This is a genomic window from Nodosilinea nodulosa PCC 7104, assembly GCF_000309385.1.
Classification (GTDB): Bacteria; Cyanobacteriota; Cyanobacteriia; order Phormidesmidales; family Phormidesmidaceae; genus Nodosilinea; species Nodosilinea nodulosa.
Genome location: NZ_JH976537.1, coordinates 625,918 through 652,120 on the forward strand (window position 1 = coordinate 625,918; position 26,203 = coordinate 652,120).

Consider the following 26,203-nt stretch of genomic DNA (forward strand, 5'->3'; position numbering starts at 1 on the left):
ATAGGGTTTCTGGATGACCTAACCAACGTGACTATGGCTATGTGGTCGGTTTAGGGCAGCAGACATCCCTGTCGGATTAATGGCCGGTCAGGGAATAATTTAAGCCGGCGGCCTGCGCTCGACATCGCCAGCGGCAGGTGCGGGAGTTCCTATGGTGTAATGATGAAACAGGTTCTGGTAATTGACGACGAAGAGGATATCCGCGAAATCGCTAAGGTCAGCCTGCAAATTTCTAAGCAGTGGCAGGTGTTGACCGCCAGTTCTGGAGAGGAGGGGTTGGCGATCGCAGCCAAAGCTCAGCCCGATGTCATTCTCTTGGATGTGGTCATGCCCGACATGGATGGCCTGACGACCCTCCAGACCCTGAAACAAACCCCCGCCACCCAGTTCATTCCGGTCATCATGCTCACGGCCGCCGGGAGCATGATTTCGGACCAAAAGTACGCCGAGCTTGGGGCTGAGGCGATTGTATCCAAGCCCTTTGACCCTGGTCTGCTAGGGGATCAAATTGCCACTGCCCTAGACTGGCCTGTTGAGTAGGCCTCAAAGCGGCCAGGTCCCACGGCGTCCGGCTGCTCCAAACGGGCCTCACCCCAGCGGCCTCGATCGACTGCGGCGCTGAAGAACTGAAGCCGCAGTTTTAGGCGGACATTTGCGGATAATCCTTTGTCAAACTAAAGAGCCAGGGATCTTGCGGATTGGGTGTCACTTCGCTTCATCCAGCCGCCGTAAGCTGTGTTGGGTTTCGCTAGCGCTCCTCCCAGCCCACAGACTGACTGCCCGCCCATTTCCAATATAGGTTGGGTAGAAACGCAGGGTCACCCGACACTAGTCGCTCATCTGGGGCCTGTTGGGTTCTGCTGCCGCGCCACCCAACCTACGGGGTATCAATGCTTTCCAAGGCTGTGTCGGTCAACCAGGCCTACAGATTTAAGCTTGACAGAGCGCTAGGAACAAATCTTTAGCACAGTCGAACCACAGTTGTCCACGGGGATGTCACATTTAATCTTTACACTTTGATTCAGTCAAGGTGTAAAAACAGTTGCCAAACGCTCTCCCATTTAGTCTCGGTAGCTATGCGGACTCCCTCAGTCATCGACGAAAGCTTAATCCGCCCGTTTAAATACTGGCGCGAGGGTATTCACCAGGGCGGAATTTATAATAACGAAATTTATATTTGTCTTCGATCTTTCTCGACGGAAGAACGATTAAAAGCCTACGAAACTGCCTTTGAGCATACCGATAAAAATGCTACTGTGTGTATCTCGGTTTCCCCCCAAGGCTACACGGTCTGGCTAGGCTTGCGATCGCTTAACAGCGTTGTCAATCAAAGTTTGGCTGTTTGTCAATAGAGCTCAATAGCTAAACTCCTGCGAAAAAAACATTAGCTCAACCAGGCTCAGTCGGCACTCCCCCTGGGGCTAAAGGCTAGAAAACTCCCTGACTTCCTAAGGTGCGGCAACTTGAATAGACTGCATGGGGAGTTTGGGGAACCGTAGGCAGATTTTGCAAAGCATAAAGCAGACCAATTACCCAAAATGCTGCCCCAATAAACTGCTTGGTCAGCCACTAACTACAGAGGTAAAGATTGATATTGACTATTTAAGCTTACCTACTGCTGCCCTCCGCCATGGGGTCTCTGGCCTGCGGAGGCAAAATGAATCTGAGACACATACTGCTCAGCCTAACCAATATTTTGAAGCTGACTATCTGACCTTTTTGGCCAGGTAGTCAGTTAAAGTGTATTTAGGCCAGCGTCCAGATCGACTGTGGCTCTATCTAGGTGAACTGTATGGGCTAAAGTCATCTCCTCTAGGCGTCGTGCCAATGGGTGTCTTTAGCAGCTCCCCAAGGACGTGTTTGAGGCTCAGAATGGCAGCCAATTTCGTCATTAGCTGTGTTACTAGCAAATACCCCTAAACCCAATCAGCCCTTGCCCACATCCTAGGACTCAAAGACTAAAGTACGCCCACCATCCCAGATTGCTTGGCTCCCTAGCTCCCCTGCTCGCTCACAATTGGCACTGGTTATCGCAGTTATGCCGCAGTCTACTAGCTCACCGCATCTGCAACTTTAGTTCGATAGGCTGCTGGAGTTACTCACCCTACCTCAGATGGACTCATACTTAGAGAATACCTATAAAGGCACTATTCTTGTTGTCGATGATTCACCCGACAATCTACGGATTTTGTCAACTAGCCTAACCGCGAGCGGCTACAGGGTTCGCTGCGTCACCAATGGTCAAATGGCTTTGTTGAGCATTAAGTCTAGCCAGCCCGATCTAATTTTGCTTGATGTTCGCATGCCCATTCTAGATGGCTATGAAGTGTGCAGAAGGATAAAATCTGATCCAAGAACAAAACATATTCCCATCATTTTTTTAAGCGCTATAGACGACGTAGTAGATAAAGTCAAAGCATTTGACTTGGGCGGTGCCGACTATATCACCAAGCCATTTCAGTCTGATGAAATCTTGGCACGCATTGCCAACCAGCTGACTATTCAACGATTGCAAAACCAGCTGGCTGCCCAAAATAAACAGCTTCAGCAGGAAATCGAAGCCCACAAACAAACTGAAGCTGCCCTCCAAGATGCTAAGGAGGCAGCAGAAATAGCCAACTACGCAAAAAGCAACTTCATAGCTAAAATGAGCCATGAACTTCGAACGCCTTTGAATACTATTTTAGGTTTCTCAGGCCTGATGGAAAATGATTCATCCCTATCTGAGGAATGCCAGGACTATGCTTTGAGAATTTTTCAAAGCGCCAGGAGTCTACTTCAGATTATTAATCAAATTCTCTCTATAACCCGCAAAGAGTCGAATCAGATTTCGCTTAACCTGCAAGTCTATAACTTTCGCACATTTCTTGGCGATGTGGTTTTGGACTGGCAAAAACAGGCCCATGAAAAAGGTCTTATATTTAATCTTTATTGTGCCTCAAAGGTTCCCGACTACATTCGATCGGACGACCTCAAGCTGCGACAGGTTTTGGTTCATCTGCTGAAAAACGCCGTTCAATTTACGGCTTCAGGGCAGGTGAGCCTGCGGATCAATGTGGAGGATAGCCACTGGGAGGAGAAGTCACCTGTGGAGGGCGGCGATCGCGCCTCGGCCCAAGAAATAATGCCGCTATTTTTTGAGATTGAAGACACTGGCCCTGGCATCGCTGCCCATGAAATGAAGCAACTCTTTCAGGCTTTTTCTCAAACTGAAACAGGTCAAAAAGCGGAGCAGGGATTGGGGCTAGGCTTATATATTAGCCACCAGTACATACAAGCCATGGGTGGGGATATCAATATTTCTAGTACCCCTGGGGTGGGCACGAAGGCGAGGTTTTACATTCTTGCCAATCTGCTTTCACCGGAGCTAGAATCAGCAGCATGGATGCAGTATAAAAATGTTGGTTCGATCGAACAGGCTGAAAAGCAGGTTGAAAAAACATCTGCGATGACTTCATCAATCTCACTCAGTGCTGCTGAGGCATTGATGGCAGAGGCCCTAGACAAAGATCTATCGGCAGACTGGGTTGCCAAACTAAATAAAGCCGCTATCCAGGGCTTTGACCGCCAAATTGCCAAACTTATTCGAGATATTCCTGCCGTTTATCCATCTTTGTCCAGGGTGCTTGAAGAGTGGAATAAAAATTTTCAGTTTGACCAGATTATAGCCGTCACCCAACGCATTTTAGAAGAGAAGTTGTGATATTAACCTATGGATAGTTTGCTTAACGAAGTGACTGATCGCCAAGTTTTCGCGGGTGGAACTAACCCCTCTCGGAAAGCTGCGATCGCACCGTTAGGCCAAGCCAAGCAGCCCCGTCCCGGGGCCACAGGTCATGAATAAGCGCCTAGGGCATCATCTCTGGCGATTGTTACCCGGTGTAATCACGGCGGTGGCGATCGCGCTGCTGCTACAGGGGCAAGCATTTCAGCCTTTGGAGCAGATGGCCTACCGCACCCTTTTTGAGCTACGAGGCCCTCTGCCCGCCGACCAGCGGCTGGTGGTCATCGCCATCGACGATGCCAGCCTCAAACAGCTGGGGCGGTTCCCCTGGCCGCGCCACTACTACACGCAGCTGCTCGCGCACCTCCCCCGCGACCAGGCCAGCGTTGTGGTCATGAACGTGATCTGGTCAGAGCCCAGCCCCGACGACGCTCAGCTGGCCGAGGCCATTCAGCAGCAGGGGGTGACGGTGCTCGCCCAGGCCTGGGACGGTGGCGGGGCACCCCTGCGACCCGTGCCAACTTTAGAGCAGGCGGCGATCGCGACCGGCCACATTATGCGCCAGGAAGACACCGACGGCCTGGTGCGCCAGCTTGAACCCCTACGGCAGGGCCAGCCGGCGCTGGCGGTGGCCGCGCTCCAGGCCTACAATCTGGTGGCCGCCTCAATTGCCCTCCCCGATCTTAGCCAGCCTCTGTGGCTCAACTGGCCTGGCCCAGCGGATCAAGTCAGCACCTATTCCTTTGTCGATGTGCTGCAAGGGCGAATTCCGACCCAAACCTTTCGCAACAAAATTGTGCTGGTGGGGGTCACGGCGGCTGGGCTTGACCCGTTAGTCACTCCCTTTGACCGGAATCCGCCCACCAGCGGGCTGTACCTCCACGCCACCGCCCTTGACAACCTGCTGCAGGGCAACTTTCTGCAACCCCTGAGCAGCCGTCGCCTGTGGTGGCTGCTGCTGGTCAGCAGCCCCGGCTTTAGCTGGCTGATGTCAGGCTGGAACACCCGCCAGCAGCTGATGGCCATGGCGGGCCTCTGCGGTGGGTGGGCCGTGCTGAGCCTGCTGCTGTTTCAAATGCACCTCTGGCTGCCCACCGCCGCCCCGGTCACGCTGTTCGTTACCACCGCCATTGCGGTCGCCCTCAGCGATCGCCTCCGAGAAGACTATCTGCTGCGCCGTCAGGTGGCCTACCTGTGGCACCACTACCACCAGGATCTGGTGACCGCTGCCCTATCCCCCGACCGTGCCCCAGATTCGCCCCCAAAGCCGCCGCTGCCTCGCACCCGGGGGGCGGTGTCCCAGGTGGTACAGCTGGCCGACTTGGCCCGGCAGCTGGGGCGATCGCAATCGATGCAAATTGCGATCGCCCGCACCCTACCCACGGGGCTGATCGCCTTTGACGGAGATGGCACCATCTGGTTTTGCAACCCTGTAGCCATCCAGCTGTTTCAGATTCAAGTGGGCAGCTCAGCCGATTCGGCCGTGGTTCCCCACTGGCTCAACTTGGCCCAGTGGCAGGTCAGTCTAGAAAACCTCAAGCTCGGGAATACTACCAAGTACAGCAACCTGTATCGGGGTAATCGCTGGTTTGACCTGAGCCTACAGCCGTTGCCAAATAACGCAATCCCCCCCCAATTTCCCCAGTCGTCCCCGGGTTTTCTGCTGCTGTTAGAGGAGATTACCGAGCACAAACAGGCCGAAGCTGCGCTGCAGCGCGCCAAGGAAGCCGCCCTTCGCGAGGCCGAGCGCAGTGCCGCCGCCAGCCGTGCCAAAGGCGATTTCTTGGCCCATATGAGCCATGAGTTGAGAACGCCATTAAACGTCATTCTTGGCTTTACCCAAGTGATTAGCCACGATCAGTCCCTTCATATTGACCACCGCACCCACCTCAAGATCATTAATCGCAGCGGTCAGCACCTCTTGGGCCTAATCAACGATGTCTTAGAGATGTCTAAAATTGAGGCCGGCAGAGTTCAGCTCAATAAAACCAGGTTCGACCTATATCACCTGCTAAATGATCTAGAAGCTATGGTGCGCTCAAAGGCCCAGGCCAAGCACCTGCGCCTGACCTTTGCACCTGCTGCCGATTTACCCCGCTACATTGCCACCGATGAAGGTAAATTACGTCAAATCCTGCTGAATCTGATCGGCAATGCCATCAAGTTTACAGAGGCCGGCAGCATAACTCTGCGAGTAAACCATGCCGCCGCCCCCCAGCCCGCCTCTCCTATTACCCTGAGCTTTGAAGTCGAAGATACCGGCATTGGGATTGCAACAGACGCCCTGGGTCAACTGTTTCAGCCCTTTACCCAATCTAGTTCAGGGCAGCATGCCCACGAAGGAACCGGGTTGGGGTTGGCCATCAGCCACACCTTTGTGCGCCTGATGGGGGGAAATATTATGGTGTGTAGCACCGTCAACCAGGGCAGCACCTTCAAATTTCACATTCAGGCAGATCTGGCCGAAGCTCCATCGCCGATGCCTTCACTGCCCAAAGGTCGGGTCATATCCCTGGCCCCTGAACAGCCCGCCTACCGCATTTTAATTGTCGAAGATCAGTGGGAAAATAGCCAGCTCTTAGTCAAATTGCTGACTCCCCTGGGGTTTGAGCTGCGCCATGCCAACCACGGTCAAGATGGCGTTACCCTCTGGAAACAATGGTGTCCGCACCTGATTCTAATGGACTTGCGCATGCCCATAATGGGTGGAATTAAAGCGACCCAAATCATTCGCGCCATTGAATACGACAGAGACATAAAAAGTAGTCCAGCCAGCCGAAGTATGCCAGGTCTAAACGAACCCGATCAAACCTATATAGGGGCGCCGCCGCTGCCTGGCCATGGCTCTAGCCGCACCAAGATTATTGCGCTGACCGCCAGCACCTTTGAGGAAACTAAAGCCAATGCGATCGCCATTGGCTGCGACGATTTTCTGCGCAAACCAATACAGGAAGACCTGCTGCTTGACAAACTATCTGAACATTTAAACATACGCTACCTCTATCAATCAGAAGACTCTGCTGAGACACCGACTGCTTCGGTTTATCCAACTATCTTGTCGGCCAAAGATTCAGCCAGCCTCTTTTTGGCTATGTCCAAAGAATGGACTCAAGAGCTGCATGACTTAGCCGTTAAGGGAGCCGACAGTCCTATCCTCAAGCTGATTGCCGAAATCCCCGATGAATATTCCTCCATTGCTCAGGTATTAACGTTCTGGGTAGAAAATTTCCAGTTTGAAAAAATTATTCAAATCACCCATACGAAGCCCTGATACACCACTCTCTATGGCAAAACGAGTCTAGAATGCGATTCAACTTTCCTCAAAAACTACCTTCCCATAGTCCCTGCAGAATGCCACTACGGCTGATTTTAGTAGTGCCTTTTGTCTTTCAAATTACTTTGGCTGTGGGGTTGACAGGGTGGCTCTCTTTCCGCAATGGAGAAGAGGACATCAGCAATTTAGTCGTTCAGCTCCAGCAGGAAATTAGCAATAAAATTGCCCACCATCTCGAAGATAAACTGGTCATTCCCATTAAAATTAACCAGCTGAACTCAGACGCGATCGCCATTGGCACCCTAAGTCTGGCAGATTTTAACGCCCTGGGAAGAACTTTCTATCAGCAAATGAAAATTTTTGACGTCGGCTACATTAACTTTGCCAATCCCCAGGGAGAATTTATTGGGGCTGAGCGTTTAGGCAGTGGCGAAATTTTGATGAATGAAACCCGGTATCCTTCCCTGTCAACCATGTCTGTTTTCAGGCTTAACGGCTACGGGAATCGCGTCGATTTAGAGGGCATTGTAGGCAATCAGCCTCCGGTTGTAGAAGAAGCTTGGTATGCGGATGCCGTCGCGGCTCAAAAACCTATTTGGAGCCGTATTTATCAGTGGGACGATAAGCCAGAGGTATTGTCCATTTCCTACAGCTACCCTATCTACGATGCTCAGTCCCATTTGGTGGGCGTGATTGGGGCCGATTTACTGCTTTCAGACCTAAATGATTTTTTGGTTAGCTTAAAATCTAGCGGCGCAATTTTTATTGTTGAGCGCAATGGATTGCTGGTAGCCAGCTCAGATCCAAAACCAAAACTTTTGCCAAACGAGAATAATGCGGAACGGCTAGCTGCTATCCACAGCAGCAATCCCTTAATTAGCGAAACCACAAACTACCTACACGATAAACTTGGCGGCCTTGATCAAATCAAAACTAGCACTCAACTCATATTTTCGATCGCCGGACAGGAAGAGTTTCTCCAGGTTACTCCTTGGAGTGACGCCTACGGATTAGACTGGCTCATCATTAGCGTAGTGCCAAAGTCTAGCTTCATGGAGGAGGTCTATGCCAGCACGAAAACGACTATTTTACTCTGTCTCTTGGCGCTCGTATCGGCTATTCTATTTGGCCTGATGACCTCCCGATGGATTAGCCAGCACATTCAGTATCTAGTTAAAAACACCCAAGAAATTGCTAACGGCAATCTCGACCAAACTATTGAAATTCAAGCCATTGAAGAACTAGACGATTTAGCTCAGTCCTTTAATCAAATGACCGCCCAGCTCAAAACATCCTTCTCTGAACTAGAAAAGCGGGTGGCTGAGCGCACGGCCAAACTGCTGGAGGCAAAAAACGCCGCAGAAGTAGCCAATCGTGCTAAAAGCGAGTTTTTGGAGTCGATGAGCCATGAGCTACGTACGCCCCTCAACGCTATTCTCGGCGTCACTCAGCTGGCTCAAAGAAACGCTTCTCTCGATCCAGAAGTTAAAGAGCAGCTGAAGGTTGCCGATCGCAATGGAAATTATCTGCTGTCGCTAATTAACGATCTGCTAGAGATTGCTAAGATTGGCAAGCATCAGATCGGCTTAGCTGGAAACAAATTGGATTATGGGCTAAGGTTAAATTCGGTTGATCTGTCCCCATTTTATGAAACATCTGTAAATTGGAACCTGAGGGCCTACTTAGCTCAAATGCCGCCGGAGTGGATTGAGCAGCTGAACGATGCTGCGGTCAAAGGCTTTGACCAAGATATCTTTAAGCTGGCCGACGGAATTCCATCGGATATTGCACCTTTGGCCGTTCATTTAAGGGCCTGGGCCGCAGACTTTCAATTTGAAATCATTATTGATTTGATTCAGACCTATAGGGAGAACGGTTCGGATCTGACTTGATTTTTTTATGACAACGGCTTTCATACCTGAACATCGTCAAAATTTGATTACAAATATAATATGAATAGTGATTTAAGGGATGGGCTGCGAGGAGATATTCTGCTGGTGGATGACACTCCAGACAATTTGCGTGTGCTGTCTGCTATGCTAACCAACCAAGGCTATGAAGTTCGCAAGGCTTTGAACGGGCAGCGGGCGATCGCATCCGTACAGTCAGACCCGCCTGACCTGATTCTGCTCGACATCAAAATGCCTGGTATGGATGGTTACGCCGTTTGTCAGAACCTCAAAGCAGATCCCAAAACCTGCGAGGTTCCGATCATCTTTATCAGCGCACTGGATGATGCCTTAGATAAGGTAAAAGCCTTTGCTGTCGGGGGAGTTGACTATGTCACCAAGCCCTTTCAGGAGATGGAGGTATTGGCCCGCATTGAGCATCAACTTTGTATTCAGCGCTTGAAGCAGCAGTTAATAGATCACAACCAAGAACTGGCCCGCTCTAATCGAGAACTCGAGCAATTTGCCTACGTGGTTTCCCACGATTTGCAGCAACCCCTACAGAGTATTACAGGCTTTGTTAAAATTCTTATTCTGAAGTATCAAGACAAACTAGACGACACAGCACTTAACTATCTCAACCGAATTTACAACTCTGGAAACCGCATGCAGAGGCTGATTCAAGATCTGCTGTCCTACTCTAAGGTGAGAGACCAGGCGGAAGAAATGCATCCGATTAATTTCGACATAGTGCTCAAACAGGTGCTCGACAATCTGGATGCTACCATTACCAGTAACCAGGTAGAGATAGTATCTGACCCCCTTCCCACAGTCCTGGGCCACGAAACTCAGCTGATTCAGCTTGTGCAGAACCTGATCAGCAACGCGATAAAATTTGTTGCCCCTGGGATTTTGCCTAAAGTTGAAATATCCGCCACTAAGCAAGCAAACGGCTGGCTCTTTGAGATCCGCGACAATGGAATTGGCATTGAACCTCAAAACCTTGAGAAGGTTTTCGATATCTTTCACCGGACTAAGTCAGCCAAAAACTATCCGGGCACGGGCATTGGCTTGGCCACCTGCAAAAAAATTGTGAGAAACCACGGTGGAAAACTTTGGGCCGCATCTCAACCGGGCATAGGTACAGCCTTCTTCTTTACCTTGCCAGACTATCCATAGGCCTAGACCGCCTGCCCGGCATTGGTGGCGTAGTCGTATTTAATGGCCAAATGCTCGGCTATTTTTTCAAGAATCACATGGGGCTTGAGGGGTTTAGACACAGCATCGTCGCAGCCGACAGCCCGAGCCGTAAGGTATTCTTTCTCGGCATTGTCCGTGAGGGCAATGATTTTGGTGGGCACGAACAGGTCTGCCGGGGTTTCAGGTAGGAGCTGATTTTGCTCTATGGTTCGGAGGCGGTGCGTCGTTTCGTAGCCGTCCATGGCTGCCATGTGAGCGTCTATCCAGATTAGGTGAGGCTGCCAATCGGCCCAGACATGGATGGCATCCTGGCCGTTGGTTACCACCTGGATCTCAAACCCAAGCGGCAGCAGCAGCGTCTGAAGCAGAACTCGACTGGTCCAGTCGTCTTCCACAATCAAAATCCGGCAGATCGGTTGACCAGGGGCCAGCGCCACCACCCGCCGCGCCCTCTGGGGTTTGGTTGCAGTGCCCTCCTTCGCCCTGCCGAGCATGCCGTCGACCATGGCAAGCAGGTGCTCACCATGGCTGAAGATATTGCTCAACCCGTCCCGTTGTTGGTCAGATAGGTTTGCTTCCCGGGAAAGCTTCTGGCTGAACTCCAAAATAGCGTTGATTGGGGTGCGTAGCTCATGGCTCAGGTTAGTGAGAAAGCGGCGACCAATCCGGTTGAGGGCTTCGGCGGATTCTTTGGCTTTGCAGAGTTCAGCCGTGCGGGCGGCAACCTGGCGATCGATGCTTTCGGCCAGGGTGGTCAGCCGCTGCACCGTCCAGGTGAGGCGCACTGCGGTGAACTGAGCGTTGATCAGATAGTCGTCGGCGCCCTGACTTAGCCAGATCGGGGCATCGTTCTCCTGAGTGCTCTTAAGCAGCACGATCACTTTAGCGGTGGGCCACTGGGCCGTTACGGCAGGTAAACTCTTGATTCCCGCACTGCTGTCCAGCAAAATTAGGCTGGGCGGATGGGTTGAGTCTAGATCAAAGCTATCGCGGCTTTCCCAAAATATTAGGCGATAGCGGCTTTTATCTCCTAGCCACTGCTGAAAGAGGGAGACATTCGCCCAGCCGCAGGCAATGCACAGAACTGTCGTGGGGGCTGTAACTGAGGAAGATTGCATAGGGTTATTAGGGACAGGGAGAGCATGGCCGACTTTCTAAAGACTTAGAAAAATCGGCCATGACACGTCCACTGATCTAGAAGGTCGACTTTCAGGAACTTTTACATCATGGCGGTCACCTGTGACAATCCTGTGAAAGCGAGACTCATTTTTCCGGGTTTTGAGTTCTGGCTGGAGCCGAGGGTATTGGGGTATGGCAGCGCGCAGCTTTTCGCCCATGGCGATCGCAGCAACAGCGCCCATCGGTAATCTAGCCTTTGCCGATGGCTTCTGAGCGGACCTTGATGGGTGCCGCCCCGATCTATAGCTGTAGCCAGTCTGGTTAAGACATGCCTCCTATGGGTGTTCAAACGTTTGAACGCCCATAGGGTTTCTGGATGTCCTAACCCATGTGACTATTGCCATATCTGATCTATCTATTGGCGGCAAATAGTAGCAAACCCTAAAAAGAGCGACAGCTTTGCCGCTAAAGGGTTATCCAAAACAAAGCCCCCGACCTGTTACAGGCCGGGGGCAATAGCTAGAGTGCATCTGCTGCTAAACCCAGCGACAGATGCAATTTTTGCGGGCTACTTTAGCCCCAGCTATGGAGCAGAGCAACGGTGTGATGGATAGAGGAACCGCGATCGCCGAGGACGACAACCAGCGGGAGACATAGCAAAAGAATTACTCTTCGCCTTCTGCGTTGCCATCGCTGTCGAGCTTGACCAGGCGAATATGCTTGTACCCAAGCTTAATTTCAAACTCATCGCCGGTCTTAAGACCCATCTCCTGGGTGTAGGCTGCCCCGATTACAATTTGACCGTTCTTGTGAACGGTAACGCTGTAGGAGGCTTCCCGACCCCGACCATCCTTAGACTTTTCTGGCTCCAGCTGAATGCCCTTGGCCGACAGCAAAGCGTCATAGAACTCAGCCAGGTTTACACGGGTTTGTCCGTCTTTGCTAACGGTATAGTAGCCGCATTCCTTGGCCAGTTCTCGCTTAGTCAGCCCGTCATTCTCTTTGACCTTAGCCAGAAGTTCCTTGCCTGTCAGAGATTCCTTATTTTTTACTGCCATAACCTAATTGTCCTACAGAGAATGCCAAAACTTTGGAATTTGAGAATTTACCACCTTATGCTGCCAGTCAGCCAGCTCTTTCCATTTTCGACAGCTTGGTTAGAACCTAGGGAAAGAAGACTGAGAACAGCCACAATGCTAAATCTGATTGTAATTCCTTATTTCTATTTAGGTGCAACTTTAAGCATGAATTTCTGCCGCAAATAACAACGCTAACCGTTCGAAGGCGCGTAGTGGGCTGACAAAAATCAATTTTAGCCTCAGCGTTCTGCACCTGATTGGCAGCGGCCAACGGGCGGAAATGCCTGTGACCTCGGCAGAAAATAGGGCAGGAATCGGTAGATTGTGGCGGCGGGGAGGAAAAATAGAGGGCGGTGTGCCCCGCGTTTTTGGGGCCTATATTTGGGCTGGGGAGAAGGGGCGATCGCAGGTTTTCTAGGCAGCCTTGGGGTCGACTGCTTGGCCTATTTCCAATGTAGGTTGAATGAAGCGCAGGGTCACCCAACACGAGCCGATCCTCAGATCCGGCCTGACCTCAGCTAGGCCAGAAAAGCCCGCCCTAGCTGGGGTCAGCGTGAGAAGATGACCTGAAAACTACTGCGTCAACACCGCTTTGTGGGTGAAAGCGCCCTCGCCATCGACATCATAGATAATCGGTACGCCCGTGGCCAGCTCTAGGCCGGCCACCTCATCTTCGCCGAGGCGATCGATATACATCAAAATCGATCGCAGGGAATTGCCGTGGGCCGCAACCATCACATTTTTTCCGGCCCTGAGTTCTGGCAAAATAGCCTGCTCAAAAAACGGCACCGTCCGTTTGACCGTATCGGCCAGACTTTCGCCCCCCGGCGGACGCACATCGTAGGATCGCCGCCACAGATGAACCTGCTGCTCGCCAAATTTTTGCGCCATTTCGGCCTTGTTCAGCCCCTGCAAATCGCCGTAGTAGCGTTCATCTAGGGCGGGGGAGCGAATCAGCTTTAGCTCGTCTTCGGGTTGACCGATGTGGTGGTCCCACCCGTGCCAGTCGGGTTCAGCCGGGTCGTGCCAGAGGTAAAGCATGCGCCCCCCGCGCACCTCATGGCACTCGGTCAAACACACGATCGCCGTTTCGATCGCCCGAATCAGCATGCTGGTGAAGCAGATGTCAACGGCGTAGCCCCCGTCGCGCAGCTTGCAGGAGGCGACAGTGGCCTCGGCTCGACCGCGATCGCTGAGGGGCACATCCACCCAGCCCGTAAACCTATTGGCTGCATTCCACAGGCTTTGCCCGTGGCGAATCAGAATGAGTTTAGCCATGGGGCCGCAGAGGAAAATTTAGGGGAAATTAGGGGTCAGGAGCATCGCCCCCCATGGGCTGAGGCAAGGGGAGCATGTCCATCCTCACCTTAGCCGATTGGGGGCGCTGGTCGGCTGCCCTAGGGCTGCATGGTAAACCACTGGCGGGCCAGCAGGCCGAGTTCGCCGCTGGCTTTGAGCTCTGCGATCGCCCGGTTAAACGGCTCCACGTAGGGCGATCCCTTGGGAAACGCGATCGCAACGGGCATGGGGGGCAGCTCTCCCAGCACGTCAAATTCCAGCGTGGGGTTGTTTTCCAGGTAGGCTTCGGCCACCAGCTCTTCTAAAAAGGCCACATCCACGGCCTGGGTGCGCACGGCGGCGACCATCTCGTTGACCTGATCAAAGGCCTTAATCTCAATGTCAGTCCCCGCCGCCTGCAGCGCCAGGGCGGACTGCTGCTGAATGCTGCCGCTCTGGACGGCGATCGTGGCCCCGGCCAGATCGGTGAGGGTGCGCAGGGGGTGCGATCGCCGCGATACCAGGGCCAGGCGCGATTCAAAATAGGAGTCTGAAAAATCTACCAGCGCGGCCCGCTCCGGGGTGGGGGTAATGGCGGCAATGGCAAAATCCAGCTCGCCCGACTGGAGCGCGGGCAGCAGATCCTCAAAGGGGCGCTCCTGCAGGCTGATCTCAAACCCCAGCCGCTGGGCAATGGCCTTGGCCACCTCAATATCAAACCCGACAATGCCGCTGGGCGGGTCGGCGGCGTACTGGTAGGCAAAGGGCACATAGTCCGCTTCGGTGCCCATGGTGAGGGCTGCCCCTGGGGTCGCCGGAGTTTGCCCGAAGCCGGGCAGGGGCGCCAGGCCCACCGCCAGGCCCGCCGCCAGCAGCGCCGAGCACACCCACCGACGGCGATACAACATAGAAAACACCGTCATGGGCAAGTCCTCCAGGGGCGACAATGGGGCCTGAACGGACGGATTATAGCGGCAGATAGCAATCCTGGTCTATATCACCAGCCAAGACCACGCCTCGGCTTTGACAAGGTCTATATAGAGCTATATCCGGGTGCGTCTGGATAAAAGATCCGCAGGCCAGAGGGCTCTACAGGCCCAATTGGGCTCAATTCGGGCAGAGGGGCCGTTTCTTGCCAGGGAATTTTGGCGGGGAATGGCCCTGACTTAAAGCGGGGGGGCATGGCTCACCCTACAGTAGATAAAGGGTTCTGGCGATCTTCGGGCGGCAATGGCAGGGCCATTCATCCACCAGTGGTTCTTAAGCTGGCGGGATGAGTGGCAGGGGCAACCTCGTAAACCCAGGGTCATCGAACAGCATGAGGAGAGACGGCTATGGTCAGGCGAATTTTGTCAGTGGTGCTGGGGGTCTGTCTCTGCTGGTCCCTCTGGGCGTACCAGGGCCGATCTCAGGCCAGCGGATCTGTGGCCGAGGGCCGGGGGGGCGCCGTCGCCACGGCGGATGCCCAGGCCACCCAGATCGGCATCGATGTGCTGAGGCAGGGGGGCAACGCCATTGATGCCGCTGTCGCCAGTGCCGCCGCCCTGGGGGTGGTAGAACCCTTCTACGGCGGCATTGGCGGGGGCGGGTTCATGGTGATCTATCTGAAGGACAGCGATCGCGTCATCACCCTGGATAGCCGCGAACAGGCCCCCGCTTCGGCCCAGGTGGACATGTTCCAAGACCCCGACAGTCCAACCGGGGCGGTGCTGCCCTTTTTCCCCAACCGCATTTCCTCGGGGGTAGCGGTAGGGGTGCCGGGCACGCTGCTGGGGTGGGACGAAGCCCTGCGCCGCTACGGTACGCTCTCGCTGGCGGAGGCCCTAGAGCCTGCGATCGCCCTGGCGGAGGCGGGCTTCGTGGTCGATGAAACCTTTGCGGGCCAGGTGGCCCAAAATCAGGCCCGGTTTGCGGCGTTTACCTCTACCCAAGCCTTATTTTTGCCCGGCGGTGCTCTCCCCGCCGTCGGCTCTCGCCTCAAAAACCCTGACCTGGCCAAGACCTACCGCCTGGTGGCAGAGCAGGGGGTGAATGCCTTTTACCGGGGCGACATTGGCGCGGCGATCGTTCAAACCGTGCAGCACCCGCCCACCGTTGCTCGCCCCCCGTTTCGCGTGATTCCCGGTGGCCTCACCCTGGCAGATCTCGATCGGTACGATGTGCGGGTGCGGCCCCCCACGGTGACCAACTACCGGGGCTACACTCTCTACGGCATGGGCTTGCCCAGCAGCGGCGGCATCACCAGCGGGGAAGTGTTCAGCATTTTGGCCGGGTTTGACTTAGGTCAAAGCAATTCGGGACCGGCAGACCTCGCGAACCGCGCTGAAGCCTGGCACCGGGTGATTGAGGCCGAGCGGCTGGCCTTTGCCGATCGCAACGCCTACCTGGGCGACCCAGAGTACGTCGATGTGCCCCTGCCCGGCCTGCAAAGCGCCGACTTTATTCAGACGCGGCGGGCACTGATTGGCGATCGCGCCCCCGACCCGGTTCAAGATTTCCGAGCGGCACCGGGCAATCCGCTGCCCTACCAGCGCGACCCCAGCCCAAGCCTGACCAGACTCCCACCCGTCGCCCAATCGCCAGGGCAGAGCGGCACCTCCACCACCCACCTGGTGACCAGCGATCGCCGGGGCAACGTGGTGTCCTACACCTTTACCATTGAGTCGATTGGCGGCTCTGGCATTGTCGTGCCGGGCTATGGCTTTCTGCTCAACAACGAGCTGACCGACTTCGACCCCACCAGCCCCCACCCCAACGCTCCGGAACCCGGCAAACGCCCCCGCAGCAGCATGGCCCCCACCATCGCCCGCAGCCCCAGCGGCGACATGTTGGCCTTTGGCTCCCCCGGCGGCTCCACCATCATCACCACCGTGGCCGGTATTGCCGTGAACTTGATCGACTTTGGCCTGACGCTGCCCGAGGCGATCGCCGCCCCCCGCATCTCCCAGCGCAACGGCGGCACCACCCAGGTCGACAGCAGCCTGGAGCAGACGGCGCTCGGCCAGGCGCTCATAGCCCTGGGACACGATCTAGAGCCTGTGCCCGAGATTGGGGCAGCCGTGGGGCTAATCAGCCGCCCGGACGGCTCCATAACCGCTGCCGCCGAACCAATTCGTCGCGGCGGCGGCACGGCGATGGTGGTGGAACGGTAGGGCGACCCGCAGCTCTGTCATAGGGTTTCTGGACGTCATAACCAACGTAACTATTGCTATATAGCAGCCGACGGGCAGGTTAGGACATTTCTCAGAGCCAGCGTTCGAACGTTCTCAACGCCTCTCAGCGCCCTAATCAGTGTCATAACTATCGTGACGAAGGCCATAGGTCTGGCGGCTTTAGCGCATAAGCAAAATTAATGCAAGAAAATGTTGCGGCTTTGTTACATATCTGTTACATTAGTTCACATAAAGAAACATTTAACCCCTAGGAGGGCCTGAGATGTTCACCACCACCCAACTCGACAACGGTACGCTCAACAACTACGCCGTCGAACCCGCCATGTACTTTGCGTCCTATCCCTCCCCAGAGCAGCAGCGAGGGTATGTCGTGCAGGCCACCGCCGCCGCCCTTTTTGTAGCTGGCCTGCTGCTGGTTTCCTTGGCCGTGAGCTAGACCCATACCGGGTTTGGCAAAGCTCTCGGCAATCTCTGCGAAAAAGTCGAAATGGTTGCCACTGTGGTTCTGCTAGTTAGCAATACTGCGATAACTAGCAGAACCACAGTATGAGCGGGCAGGCGATCGCCCTTCACTCCAAAGCAGTTGCGGGTTTCTGCAATCGCTCTGGAGTTGCCAGCAAAACGCGCCAGTCACTCATTCCCAGGCCAAAGCAAACGGGCAAAAGCTCGGCTGTCTGGCCTAGATATCACTGCTCCAGCGGCAAATCCGCCGATTTTTAACACCCCTGGTGGCTACCACTGGGGGTGTTTTGTAGCTAAAGAAATGCACTGTACCCAGCCAACCGCACGCCCCCTGGCACGGCTGGGCAGAAATCAGGCCACCGCTCCAACTTTCCTGGCTCCCCTGCTCCCCTGCCCCTCTGCCCTCCTGCTCCCCTGCTCCCCTGCTCCCCTGCTCCCCTGCCCCCCGCGATCGAAAACACCCAATAAACCTGTGCCGCAGCCTCCTACGTGACAAAGCCCAGCAGCATGTCCCAGAGTGATGCATTGTGTTCAGCGGCCTTGAGAATGTCGTCCCACAGCGGGGGTGGGGCCTGAATCAGCGTGTCTTGGATAATGATGTGTGCCCAGTCCAGCTGCATGGGGTCGGCCCCGTCTACCCCTGCCGCCTGCATTGCCCTCAAAAACTCTTCCGCAATCAGGCCGTAGCCAATGGTGGTGGGGTGAACGCTGTCGAGGCTAAACAGGCCCCCCTGAAGCCGGGTTGCGTTGTGGGTGTCAAACCTTAGAATGCTGGGCACCGGATTCAGGCTCAGTAGGGGATGGTCGGGGCGTCCGTGGCGCCGACAGTATTCAATTAGGGGCAGGCCGGGGGCATCGGTGCTGTTGTTGCGCTTGACCGCCAGGGTATCGAGCATGGCCCCGGTATCGACAATGGTCCACCCCTGGCCCTGGCGCCCCACAACCTCGCGAATGGTTGCGTTGAAGGCATCGACCCGCTGATCAATGGCAATCACCTGGGCTTTGGACAGGTGGCGACGCTGGGGCGGACTGTCTGTATTTTGGGCGGTGTCAAAAAACGAGCCGTAGTACTCAAAATACTTGCCGTCAAAGGCCCCTAAGCCCTGAGTGATGGGCGGAATGGTGACATGGGGTACGGTGCCCACAAATACCTTGGTCGTGGGGGGAATGATCTTGGCGACGGTCTCGACTAAAACGGCAAAATCTCGCTTAAACAGGTTCGGGTTAGTCAGGTTCCAGGCGCGGCGGGCCACGGGATCATTGAGCTGGCCGGTTTGCTCCAGCTTTTGCACATCCGCCTCGGTCATGTCTTTGAGGTCTAGGTTGACCACGGTGCCGAGGCAGTCGTTGGCCCCCAGCCAGAGAATGAGCGCATCGAGCTGCCCGTCTTGCTGCACGATCGCCTTGAGGTTGTGCAGCTGGGTCCAGGTGGCTTTTCTGTTGTCAAAATTGGGGTTTAGCACCTGCTTGGCGGTGCGGTACATGGGCGCCGAGGGCAGACCAAAAAAGTCGTTTTCGAGCCACCCCTCGTCGCGACGGATGGTTTTATCGCAGTAGGCCGAGGTGACGGTAAAGCTGTCCGCCACCCGAAAGCCCCAGACCGCCAGGTTGTGGTAGCAGCCGCCGTAGGAGGCGGGCCGCGATCCGGCCCCCCGCTCGTAGAGGTCTTCGACCCCGCCGACATACTGGTTGAGCAAGACCGGAAACCGCACCACCCACTCCCAGGCATCAATGTCCTGGCCCAGGGTCTGCTCCATCGATCGCAGTAGATCTTCAATATTGATGGGTAAACCGCTGCCCGCAAAGGTTGGAATAGGGAACTCGCTGGGCACCTTCAGGCCCATAGCCCTGGCCATCAGCGTGGGATAGGCCAGGTCGGTGCGGAAAATAGCGCCGCTTTGAAAGCCCTGGGTCAAGCTGTCGCCGATGGCAACAAGTTTAGCCATTGGGTTACGTCTCCTGAACGACTCAGTTTCGCAGCCGCCTGGGAACCAGATTTAGGGGCAGAGGGCCAGCCATTCCTAGACCTTGGGCTGCCGCCAGTTTCAGTTCAGCTCGCCCAGGCGGCTGGGGGGCCAAAACCGAAATACAGCGCGCCCAATCAGGTGATCTTTGGGCACAAAGCCCCAGTAGTGGGAATCGAAGCTCTTATTGCGGTTGTCGCCCAGCACCAGGTAAGAGTCGGGGGGAACCGTCACCGGCCCGTACTGGTAATCGGGTTTGGCGGCGATGTAGGGCTCCTTTTGGGGTTCACCATTGACGAAGAGCTGGCCGTTTTTGACCTCAATGACGTCGCCGGGCAGCCCCATCAGCCGCTTAATGAAGGCCTCTTTTTGGCCCAAAGACTCGGGGGGATGGAACACCACAATGTCGCCGCGCTGAGGATCGGTAAAGTCGTAGCTGACTTTATCGATGATCAGGCGATCGTTGATCTCCAGGGTGGGCAGCATCGACTCGGAGGGAATATAGCGGGCTTCGGCAACAAAGGTCCGCAGACCAAAGGCCAGCAGCACGCTCAGCCCCAGGGTTTCAACGGCTTCACGCAAGACCCCCTTAACCCTCGGCGCAGGGGAATTCTGAGGATCAGAAGGGGGGCTGTTGGCGTCGTTCATGGGCGGATAGGTAACTAGGTAGGTGAGCTAGAGAAACGGGGTGAGCAGGCATCGTCCAGAGGCCATGGCTGGCCAGGCCAAAATGCTGCCGACTAGATCTGATTCAATCTTAGGTGCCTGAATCCTATAGTAGCCCCGAGTGCCGTAACCGCGATCTAAGATTGAAAGCTGATCAGGGTCTGGGCACGATCTCGATTGGTAATAGTGCAGGACAGCACGAAACCATCTTCGTCGGTGATGATGCTGATGGTTTCGGGCAGTACAACGCGGTGGGCGTAGGTGGCTTCCCCCACCCCCTGGGGTCGTCCCACCGTCACAATCAGATCGCTGCCGTCGATGGGGCGATCGTAGGTAATGGAATACAGGGGAGTGTGACGCAGTACTTCAAAATCCCCCATCTGTTCATCTAGAAGCGTCAGCGTAATCAGGCGGCCCCGATTTTCGTCGGTGAGCTGCTCAAAAAATTCTGACCACACCACCGAGGGAATGTCGAGCTGATAGCGCTTGTAGGACAGGTCCAGCGGCATCCTTCACCTCCTAAATTCCAAAACGAATGGTCCCAATGATCTGCCCCAGCTTAAGAGCGAGCTGTGTCATTGCCGTGGCGATGATATGACGGCGAGGTGTTATGGGCCGGGGCTGAAGCGGTTTTTTAGGGCGAGTCTGGAGCCGCAATATCTCTGAAATGGCGCTGACACATATTCGCCATACCGGCTAACTACCGTTGGCACCAATTCGATCGCTTTCCTCTCACACTAAGGAAAAGACGCTATGGAAATTTCTGTGCGCGAACGCCAAATTCTGCCCACTGGCCTGCGCCCCAGCCAAAGGCCACCCCGGCAGGCTAGGCGCTTTGAGGTCCTGCGCCACGGCGAAATGGGCAAGCTTTTACTCGAAAAGGGTCGCTACCAAGAGGCCCTGGTCCAGGTCGAGCAGGCCCTGGCCCTCAACCCCCACGACGCTGAAAGCTGGTGCAGCCGCGCCGACGTCCTGGGCTGCCTGGGCCGCTACGAAGAGGCCCTGCAAAGCCTGGAGCAGGCCCAGGAGCTGGCTGGATTTGCTAGCGCGCGGCTGTGGGTGCAAAAGGCGGTGCTGCTGATTTTGCTCAATCGGCCCAAGCTGGCGCTGACCTGCTGTAACCAGGCCCTCTGGCGATCGCCCAGCCACACCCAGGCCTGGCTGTTCCGGGGCGTGGCCCTGCACGGGCTGGGCCGATTCAAAGCCGCCTATCGCAGCTATCAGCGCGTGCTCGAACCGGCTGCGCCATCCTCTGCCAACTCGATTCGGAAGCTGTGCCATGACCTTACCATTGATCACCAGGCTAGTTAATTTTGTGCAGGCGGAGTTTGGGGTATCCAATGCGGAGGTCTCCGCCGCCCTGCACCACGAGGGCGGTGCCGCTCATCTGCCAATTGTTCTCTGGCAGTATGGATTTATTAGCCTGCGCCAGCTGGAGCGGCTGTTTGACTGGCTGGAGGCAGAGCGAGTCCAGGTATAGTCGTAGTCACAGTCCTCCTATTAGTTAGGACATCCTTCAACCCTGCGAGCGCTCAAGTATTTGAACGCTCACAGGGTTGAAGGTTCGGTTGATTGCCCTAAGAATAGATGCCGCTGATGATGCATACAATTGCCAACGTGGTCAAAGGTTACGGTCCGGTGGGGCAGCTGGCATCCCCAGGGCCGGTGATTTTTGAGCTGGGGCCGATTACCTTTCGCTGGTACGGCCTGCTGATTGCCACGGCGCTGCTGCTGGGTATCGCCCTGGCCCAGCGGCTGGCCCAGCGGCGCGGCATTGACTCAGAGCGCATCGATGAACTGGCGATTTGGCTGGTGCTGGGGGCGCTGCCGGGGGCGCGGCTGTACTACGTGCTGTTTGAGTGGCAGCGCTACGCCGATCGCCCCCTCGACGCCCTGGCGATTTGGCAGGGGGGCATTGCCATCCACGGGGCCATTCTAGGGGGCGCGATCGCCACGCTGCTGTTCGCCCGTCGCCACCGGCTCTCGTTTTGGCAGCTGGCAGACGTGGTTGCCCCGCCGCTGGTGCTGGGCCAGGCCATAGGCCGCTGGGGCAATTTTTTTAACTCCGAAGCCTTTGGTCGCCCCACGGCGCTGCCCTGGCGGCTGTACATTCCCCCGGCCCAGCGCCCGCCGGGGCTGGGCGATGTGGCCTACTACCATCCCACCTTTCTCTACGAGTCGCTGTGGAACCTGGGGGTGCTGGGCCTGGTGCTGGGCCTATTTTTCTGGGGCCTGCACCACCCCCAACGGCTGAAGCCTGGCACTATCTTTCTGGCCTACTTTGCCGCCTACAGCCTGGGCCGCTTCTGGATCGAAGGTCTGCGCCTCGACAGCCTCATGCTAGGGCCGCTCAAAATGGCCCAGGTGGTCAGTTTGGGGGGCATTGTCCTGGCGGGGGCGGGGTGTCTGTGGCTGTATCAGCTCAAGCGCCCCCTACCTGACGTGGTGGCCACTGAATCCACGGCCAGCGGCTAAAACTGGCGGCGCGAAAAAATTAGGCTGGCTATAGCCAGCAGCAGCCCGGTATAGAGAACGCCGTAGAGGGCGTGGCCCAGCAGGACGGTGACGGAGGGCAGCAGTTCCATACCGTAGGCCGCTGTGTTGCGCAGGTTGAGGCGCTCCAGATCGGGCAGCACCAGGTAGAGCGTGTTGGTCAGGCGCTGTACTGCTGGGCTGTCGCTGAGCTGGCCAAAGGCCACCATATCTTTGCTGAGGTGCCCCATCAGGTAGACCGCAAAGGTCAGCAGGGTGGCGAGCAGTGAGCTGGTAAACACCCCAAATAAAATGGCCACCGCCACCAGCAGGGCTGCCTCTAGGGTCATAAACCCCAGGGCAATCAGAATGCTACCCAGGGAAAGGGATACCCCGCTAGCCCCCAGCACCAGCAGAAAGACCAGGCCCAGGGCGGCAATTAAGACCGCCAGCACGGCGGTGAGGCCCAGGTGCTTGCCCACAATAAACTCGGCCCGGCTGACGGGCTTGGCAATGAGCACAAGCACCGTGCGCTTTTCGATTTCTTTGTTGATCAGCCCGGTGCCCACAAACACGGCCACAACTACGCTCAGCAGGTGAATGGCCGCCAGCCCCAGGTCGATCAACATTTTGTTTTCGGCCCCGGCGGCGATGCCGGGCAGCAGCAGCCTGGCCATTACCATCAGCAGCGCAAACAGGGCCACCAGGTAGAGAATGCGATCGCGGATCACCTCCAAAAAAACCGTATGGGCAATTACTCCCACTCGAGATAGAACCATGGATTTCAAGCCCTTTTTTAACCTCATAGTGGCCTCGTAATGGCCTTATAACTGGCCCCTCAGCTAGCCGCTGGCCTGGGTTTCCCTAGGGTGCCCAGCCTGGCGCGGCGTTTCCAGATCGCAGGTAAGGTTAGACCACTGGGTCGTACTGTAGCCCGGCGAGGCATTTTCTGGAGCCAGGCCCGCTCGGCTGATGGGCATAAGCTGGCAGGTTTTTTCCAGGTAATAGCCATTGGGGCTGGCGGCTGGCCCCGACCAGACCGCCCACAGCTTGAGGGTGTAGCCATCGCCATTGGTGGAGGGCTGAAAGTCGAGCTGCCAGAGCGGATCTTCGAGCGGAGAGGTTTCGCTCATTTGGCTGTGCAGCTGCTGGCGCAGCAGCTGCCGCTGGCCCTCAAGGTTGAGCAGCCACCGCTCCACCGAGGGCCAGGGCTTGTTGTCGACCTCCTCGCGCAGCAGATCTTCGGCAACAGTCAAATGGGTTACCCCGGCGGACAGGGCCGTGGTTTGGCCCGGGATGCGATAGACAAAGGCGCTGTGCTCAACGCTGTCGGCGGCCAGACTGGGGTAGTCGTGCACCCAGGCTTGAATGCGGAAGTAAAACTGAAACCAGCTGCTAAACAGCAGGCTGAGGCAAAACAGCAGAGCCAGTTGCTGGCGCACAAAGGGCTGAGGCTTTTTGAGGCTAAAATCCCAGCTCACCAGGCTCGGCACGGCCACCACCGCAAAGGACACCAGGGGCCAGACCACCAGGGCAGGCTGGAGCCACCGGCCTCCCCAGGAGCCAAACAAAAAGATGCAGACAATCCCCCCCGACACCCAGGGCGCGATCGGAATACCAAAGGGGCGAACTTTGTTGGCCTCAAGGGCCCAGCCCACCCCCAGGGCCAGACAAATCCAGCTCAGGGTAGCCAACAGCCCCACCGTAAATTCCGTGGCGCTCACCGCCCGCGCCAGCAGCGACATCAGCCATGAAAACAGGCTGATGTAAATGACGGTCTGCCAGGCGAAGTAGCGCGGCGGCTTCAGAAGCTTGCCCAGGTCCTCTAGGGTTTGACGGAGAAAGCCTACCATCCCATGACCCCTGGCTGGTTGACCAGCAGCAACAGCAGCAAAATGGCCGTAAAGCTAATGGCATTAGCCTGTAGCACCGCTAACGCTCGCGGCGAATGGCCCCGCTGCCCTTCAATCTGGGCGCGTCGGGCGCGATCGTAGCGCTGGCGGCGGTTATCTTCGATCGCCTCGGGGGTTGTGTCTATGGGCTTTTGCCCCAGCAGCTGTAGCAGCCAAATCAGGCCCTGGAGCTTAATCCAGTAGGTGATAAAGAAGGCGGCGATCGCCGTTACCACCACCACCACCGGCAGCACATCGCGCCAGCTGTTCTCGTAGAAGCGGTTGAACAGCACATAGCTAATAATCTGGTTGCGCAGGTCCGGGGGCAGTACCGCCTCGATCGCCAAGAAGGCCACCCACCCCAGGCTGGTGGCCAGCAGGTTGACGGTGGCGGCGTACTGCATGCTGATGCGGTAGCCCAGGCGCAGCCGCTGGCGCAGCACCATGGCCTCTAGCACAATCGCCACCATCAGCAGCAGACTTTGAAAGGCGACCGCCCGCAGCGGCATAATGCCAGGTTCTGAGAGTACATCGTTCAGTGGCATGGGGCGAGTGGCAAAGGCTAGTTCCTAACCGGGGCGTCCTGGTGCACTATCAAGGGTATAACCTCAGCTGGGCTTTAGCTAAGATTTTAAAGCGGCCCTATTCACAACTACGCAATACGCAACACCCATGGTTAGAACCGGCATTGGTATTCGCACCGCTCAGCAGGGCAACGAGCGGCTTACGGGGCAAATCCACGTCTACGACGGCGAAGGTAAAGGCAAGTCTCAGGTGGCCCTGGGGGTGGTGCTGCGCTCGATCGGGCTGGGCATTCAGAATTTTTTAGAAAGCCGGGTGCTGCTGCTGCGGTTTCTCAAGGGGCCGGGCCGCACCTACGACGAAGACGCTGCCATTGAGGCTCTACAGCGGGGCTTTCCCCACCTGATCGACCAGGTGCGCACCGGCCGGGCCGAGTTTTTTGGCCCCGACGACATCACCAAGTTCGACCGGCAGGAGGCCCAGCGGGGCTGGGATGTGGCCAAGGGGGCGATCGCCTCGGGCCTCTACTCGGTGGTCGTACTCGATGAAATTAACCCGGTGCTCGACCTGGGCCTGCTCGATGCCGACGAGGTGGCCAAAACCCTGGCCAACAAGCCCGACCACCTGGAGATTATCGCCACCGGGCGCGGTGCCCCCCAGCCCCTGCTGGATGTGGCCAACCTGCACTCGGAGATGCAGCCCCAGCCTCAGGCCGAGGGCATTGAGGGCATTGAGGGCATCGAGATCTACACCGGCGCGGGCAAAGGCAAGTCGACCAGCGCCCTGGGCAAGGCGCTCCAGGCGATCGGCCGGGGCATTAGCCAAGACCTGTCCCACCGGGTGCTGATCATCCAGTGGCTGAAGGGGGGCAATGGGTATACCGAAGACGCGGCGATCGCGGCCCTGCGCAAAATCTACCCCAACCTGGTCGACCACCAGCGCTGCGGTCGCGACGCCATTGTCTGGCGCGGGCAGCAGCAGGAAATCGACTACGTCGAGGCCGAGCGGGGCTGGGAAATGGCCCGCACCGCGATCGCCTCAGGCCTTTACAAAACCATCATTCTCGACGAGCTAAACCCCACCGTAGATCTGGAGCTTTTGCCCGAAGAGCCGATTGTGCAGGCGCTGCTGCGCAAACCTCGCGACACCGAAATCATTATTACCGGACGCTGCAAAAATCGACCGGCCTACTTTGAACTCGCCAGCACCCACTCCGAAGTGTTTAACCACAAACACTACGCCGAAAAAGGCATCGACCTAAAACGCGGCGTTGACTTCTAAACAACTTGACAGCAGAGCATTTTAGGCCCTCGGCATTGATGATCACGACTGTCCTAAGCGTCTTGGTCGCAGCTATAAATTGGGGGCGGTATTCTAGATATTGGCCATGGCTACAAAGCAGGGTCGCACTGAGGGTTATAGCCACCGAGGGGTAGGTTAGGAATTTCTCAGAGCCAGCGTTCGAGCGTTTGAACGTTCTCAAAGGCTC

At 56.2% G+C, this 26,203-nt stretch carries 21 protein-coding genes; 11 read left to right on the plus strand and 10 right to left on the minus strand.

Annotated features, from left to right (window positions below; translation table 11 throughout):
* Positions 1–159 precede the first annotated feature (159 nt).
* From LEPTO7104_RS0102610 to LEPTO7104_RS0102630, 5 genes are all read left to right on the plus strand, one after another.
* Positions 160–540, plus strand: coding sequence for a response regulator (locus tag LEPTO7104_RS0102610; protein WP_017296988.1), 381 nt, complete (start codon positions 160–162; stop codon positions 538–540).
* A 1,573-nt stretch (positions 541–2,113) separates the two neighbouring features.
* Positions 2,114–3,703, plus strand: a complete 1,590-nt coding sequence (locus LEPTO7104_RS32460; RefSeq protein ID WP_017296989.1) for an ATP-binding response regulator — start codon at positions 2,114–2,116, stop codon at positions 3,701–3,703.
* Between the two features lie 133 nt (positions 3,704–3,836).
* Complete coding sequence (locus LEPTO7104_RS0102620) at positions 3,837–6,995, plus strand: CHASE2 domain-containing protein (protein WP_017296990.1); 3,159 nt, start codon at positions 3,837–3,839, stop codon at positions 6,993–6,995.
* 80 nt (positions 6,996–7,075) lie between these two features.
* Positions 7,076–8,890, plus strand: a complete 1,815-nt coding sequence (locus LEPTO7104_RS0102625; protein ID WP_017296991.1) for a PDC sensor domain-containing protein — start codon at positions 7,076–7,078, stop codon at positions 8,888–8,890.
* 60 nt (positions 8,891–8,950) lie between these two features.
* A complete protein-coding gene (locus LEPTO7104_RS0102630; RefSeq protein ID WP_017296992.1) occupies positions 8,951–10,066 on the plus strand; it encodes a response regulator in 1,116 nt (371 codons plus the stop codon).
* Positions 10,067–10,068: 2 nt separating this feature from the next.
* Here the strand turns inward: LEPTO7104_RS0102630 and LEPTO7104_RS0102635 are convergent, their stop codons facing one another.
* The 4 genes from LEPTO7104_RS0102635 to LEPTO7104_RS32465 all read right to left on the minus strand — a co-directional run bounded on the left by LEPTO7104_RS0102635 (position 10,069) and on the right by LEPTO7104_RS32465 (position 14,486).
* Complete coding sequence (locus LEPTO7104_RS0102635; protein ID WP_017296993.1) at positions 10,069–11,205, minus strand: response regulator; 1,137 nt, start codon at positions 11,203–11,205, stop codon at positions 10,069–10,071.
* Positions 11,206–11,871: 666 nt separating this feature from the next.
* Positions 11,872–12,264: an AbrB family transcriptional regulator gene (locus LEPTO7104_RS0102650; RefSeq protein ID WP_017296996.1), complete on the minus strand. Its 393-nt coding sequence runs from the start codon at positions 12,262–12,264 to the stop codon at positions 11,872–11,874.
* 594 nt (positions 12,265–12,858) lie between these two features.
* Positions 12,859–13,563, minus strand: a complete 705-nt coding sequence (locus LEPTO7104_RS0102655) for a 2,3-bisphosphoglycerate-dependent phosphoglycerate mutase (protein WP_017296997.1) — start codon at positions 13,561–13,563, stop codon at positions 12,859–12,861.
* A gap of 119 nt (positions 13,564–13,682) precedes the next feature.
* The gene (locus tag LEPTO7104_RS32465) at positions 13,683–14,486 is read right to left on the minus strand and encodes a transporter substrate-binding domain-containing protein (protein WP_017296998.1); all 804 of its coding nucleotides are present in this window, start codon (positions 14,484–14,486) and stop codon (positions 13,683–13,685) included.
* 411 nt (positions 14,487–14,897) lie between these two features.
* On the opposite strand from LEPTO7104_RS32465, the gene ggt reads away from it, so the two are divergent.
* Both ggt and psb34 read left to right on the plus strand, forming a co-directional pair.
* The gene (ggt, locus tag LEPTO7104_RS0102665) at positions 14,898–16,715 is read left to right on the plus strand and encodes a gamma-glutamyltransferase (protein WP_026072309.1); all 1,818 of its coding nucleotides are present in this window, start codon (positions 14,898–14,900) and stop codon (positions 16,713–16,715) included.
* 283 nt (positions 16,716–16,998) lie between these two features.
* The gene (gene psb34, locus LEPTO7104_RS39830; protein ID WP_017297000.1) at positions 16,999–17,172 is read left to right on the plus strand and encodes a photosystem II assembly protein Psb34; all 174 of its coding nucleotides are present in this window, start codon (positions 16,999–17,001) and stop codon (positions 17,170–17,172) included.
* Positions 17,173–17,683: 511 nt separating this feature from the next.
* Here the strand turns inward: psb34 and LEPTO7104_RS0102675 are convergent.
* The 3 genes from LEPTO7104_RS0102675 to LEPTO7104_RS0102685 form a co-directional block, all read right to left on the minus strand.
* Positions 17,684–19,144: a hypothetical protein gene (locus LEPTO7104_RS0102675; RefSeq protein WP_017297001.1), complete on the minus strand. Its 1,461-nt coding sequence runs from the start codon at positions 19,142–19,144 to the stop codon at positions 17,684–17,686.
* A gap of 99 nt (positions 19,145–19,243) precedes the next feature.
* Entirely contained in the window at positions 19,244–19,810 is a 567-nt protein-coding gene (gene lepB / locus LEPTO7104_RS0102680; protein WP_017297002.1) for a signal peptidase I, read from the minus strand.
* Between the two features lie 155 nt (positions 19,811–19,965).
* Positions 19,966–20,337: a DUF5335 family protein gene (locus LEPTO7104_RS0102685; protein WP_017297003.1), complete on the minus strand. Its 372-nt coding sequence runs from the start codon at positions 20,335–20,337 to the stop codon at positions 19,966–19,968.
* A gap of 244 nt (positions 20,338–20,581) precedes the next feature.
* Here LEPTO7104_RS0102685 and LEPTO7104_RS0102690 point away from each other — a divergent pair, with 244 nt between their 5' ends.
* The 3 genes from LEPTO7104_RS0102690 (at position 20,582) to lgt (ending at position 22,303) form a co-directional block, all read left to right on the plus strand.
* The gene (locus LEPTO7104_RS0102690) at positions 20,582–21,139 is read left to right on the plus strand and encodes a tetratricopeptide repeat protein (RefSeq protein ID WP_017297004.1); all 558 of its coding nucleotides are present in this window, start codon (positions 20,582–20,584) and stop codon (positions 21,137–21,139) included.
* Complete coding sequence (locus LEPTO7104_RS0102695) at positions 21,108–21,308, plus strand: DUF2949 domain-containing protein (protein ID WP_026072310.1); 201 nt, start codon at positions 21,108–21,110, stop codon at positions 21,306–21,308. The genes LEPTO7104_RS0102690 and LEPTO7104_RS0102695 overlap by 32 nt, the downstream gene beginning before the upstream one ends.
* 116 nt (positions 21,309–21,424) lie before the next feature.
* Positions 21,425–22,303: a prolipoprotein diacylglyceryl transferase gene (lgt, locus tag LEPTO7104_RS0102700; protein ID WP_225886918.1), complete on the plus strand. Its 879-nt coding sequence runs from the start codon at positions 21,425–21,427 to the stop codon at positions 22,301–22,303.
* Here lgt and LEPTO7104_RS0102705 read toward each other — a convergent pair.
* From LEPTO7104_RS0102705 to fraC, 3 genes are all read right to left on the minus strand, one after another.
* The gene (locus LEPTO7104_RS0102705) at positions 22,300–23,079 is read right to left on the minus strand and encodes an ABC transporter permease (protein WP_017297007.1); all 780 of its coding nucleotides are present in this window, start codon (positions 23,077–23,079) and stop codon (positions 22,300–22,302) included. The genes lgt and LEPTO7104_RS0102705 overlap by 4 nt on opposite strands.
* A 63-nt stretch (positions 23,080–23,142) precedes the next feature.
* The gene (locus LEPTO7104_RS0102710; RefSeq protein WP_017297008.1) at positions 23,143–24,153 is read right to left on the minus strand and encodes a DUF5357 family protein; all 1,011 of its coding nucleotides are present in this window, start codon (positions 24,151–24,153) and stop codon (positions 23,143–23,145) included.
* The gene (gene fraC / locus LEPTO7104_RS0102715) at positions 24,147–24,737 is read right to left on the minus strand and encodes a filament integrity protein FraC (protein ID WP_017297009.1); all 591 of its coding nucleotides are present in this window, start codon (positions 24,735–24,737) and stop codon (positions 24,147–24,149) included. Before fraC ends, LEPTO7104_RS0102710 begins: the two co-directional genes overlap by 7 nt.
* Positions 24,738–24,864: 127 nt before the next feature.
* Here fraC and LEPTO7104_RS0102720 point away from each other — a divergent pair, with 127 nt between their 5' ends.
* A complete protein-coding gene (locus LEPTO7104_RS0102720) occupies positions 24,865–25,995 on the plus strand; it encodes a cob(I)yrinic acid a,c-diamide adenosyltransferase (protein WP_017297010.1) in 1,131 nt (376 codons plus the stop codon).
* Positions 25,996–26,203 lie beyond the last annotated feature (208 nt).

Excerpts from the sequence above, each read along its gene's own strand:
- LEPTO7104_RS0102610 (WP_017296988.1), top strand. The coding sequence starts at position 160 with ATGATGAAACAGGTTCTGGTAATTGACGACGAAGAGGATATCCGCGAA.
- LEPTO7104_RS32460 (WP_017296989.1), top strand. The coding sequence starts at position 2,114 with ATGGACTCATACTTAGAGAATACCTATAAAGGCACTATTCTTGTTGTC.
- LEPTO7104_RS0102620 (WP_017296990.1), top strand. The coding sequence starts at position 3,837 with ATGAATAAGCGCCTAGGGCATCATCTCTGGCGATTGTTACCCGGTGTA.
- LEPTO7104_RS0102625 (WP_017296991.1), top strand. The coding sequence starts at position 7,076 with ATGCCACTACGGCTGATTTTAGTAGTGCCTTTTGTCTTTCAAATTACT.
- LEPTO7104_RS0102630 (WP_017296992.1), top strand. The coding sequence starts at position 8,951 with ATGAATAGTGATTTAAGGGATGGGCTGCGAGGAGATATTCTGCTGGTG.
- LEPTO7104_RS0102635 (WP_017296993.1), bottom strand. The coding sequence starts at position 11,205 with ATGCAATCTTCCTCAGTTACAGCCCCCACGACAGTTCTGTGCATTGCC.
- LEPTO7104_RS0102650 (WP_017296996.1), bottom strand. The coding sequence starts at position 12,264 with ATGGCAGTAAAAAATAAGGAATCTCTGACAGGCAAGGAACTTCTGGCT.
- LEPTO7104_RS0102655 (WP_017296997.1), bottom strand. The coding sequence starts at position 13,563 with ATGGCTAAACTCATTCTGATTCGCCACGGGCAAAGCCTGTGGAATGCA.
- LEPTO7104_RS32465 (WP_017296998.1), bottom strand. The coding sequence starts at position 14,486 with ATGACGGTGTTTTCTATGTTGTATCGCCGTCGGTGGGTGTGCTCGGCG.
- ggt (WP_026072309.1), top strand. The coding sequence starts at position 14,898 with ATGGTCAGGCGAATTTTGTCAGTGGTGCTGGGGGTCTGTCTCTGCTGG.
- psb34 (WP_017297000.1), top strand. The coding sequence starts at position 16,999 with ATGTTCACCACCACCCAACTCGACAACGGTACGCTCAACAACTACGCC.
- LEPTO7104_RS0102675 (WP_017297001.1), bottom strand. The coding sequence starts at position 19,144 with ATGGCTAAACTTGTTGCCATCGGCGACAGCTTGACCCAGGGCTTTCAA.
- lepB (WP_017297002.1), bottom strand. The coding sequence starts at position 19,810 with ATGAACGACGCCAACAGCCCCCCTTCTGATCCTCAGAATTCCCCTGCG.
- LEPTO7104_RS0102685 (WP_017297003.1), bottom strand. The coding sequence starts at position 20,337 with ATGCCGCTGGACCTGTCCTACAAGCGCTATCAGCTCGACATTCCCTCG.
- LEPTO7104_RS0102690 (WP_017297004.1), top strand. The coding sequence starts at position 20,582 with ATGGAAATTTCTGTGCGCGAACGCCAAATTCTGCCCACTGGCCTGCGC.
- LEPTO7104_RS0102695 (WP_026072310.1), top strand. The coding sequence starts at position 21,108 with ATGACCTTACCATTGATCACCAGGCTAGTTAATTTTGTGCAGGCGGAG.
- lgt (WP_225886918.1), top strand. The coding sequence starts at position 21,425 with ATGATGCATACAATTGCCAACGTGGTCAAAGGTTACGGTCCGGTGGGG.
- LEPTO7104_RS0102705 (WP_017297007.1), bottom strand. The coding sequence starts at position 23,079 with ATGGTTCTATCTCGAGTGGGAGTAATTGCCCATACGGTTTTTTTGGAG.
- LEPTO7104_RS0102710 (WP_017297008.1), bottom strand. The coding sequence starts at position 24,153 with ATGGTAGGCTTTCTCCGTCAAACCCTAGAGGACCTGGGCAAGCTTCTG.
- fraC (WP_017297009.1), bottom strand. The coding sequence starts at position 24,737 with ATGCCACTGAACGATGTACTCTCAGAACCTGGCATTATGCCGCTGCGG.
- LEPTO7104_RS0102720 (WP_017297010.1), top strand. The coding sequence starts at position 24,865 with ATGGTTAGAACCGGCATTGGTATTCGCACCGCTCAGCAGGGCAACGAG.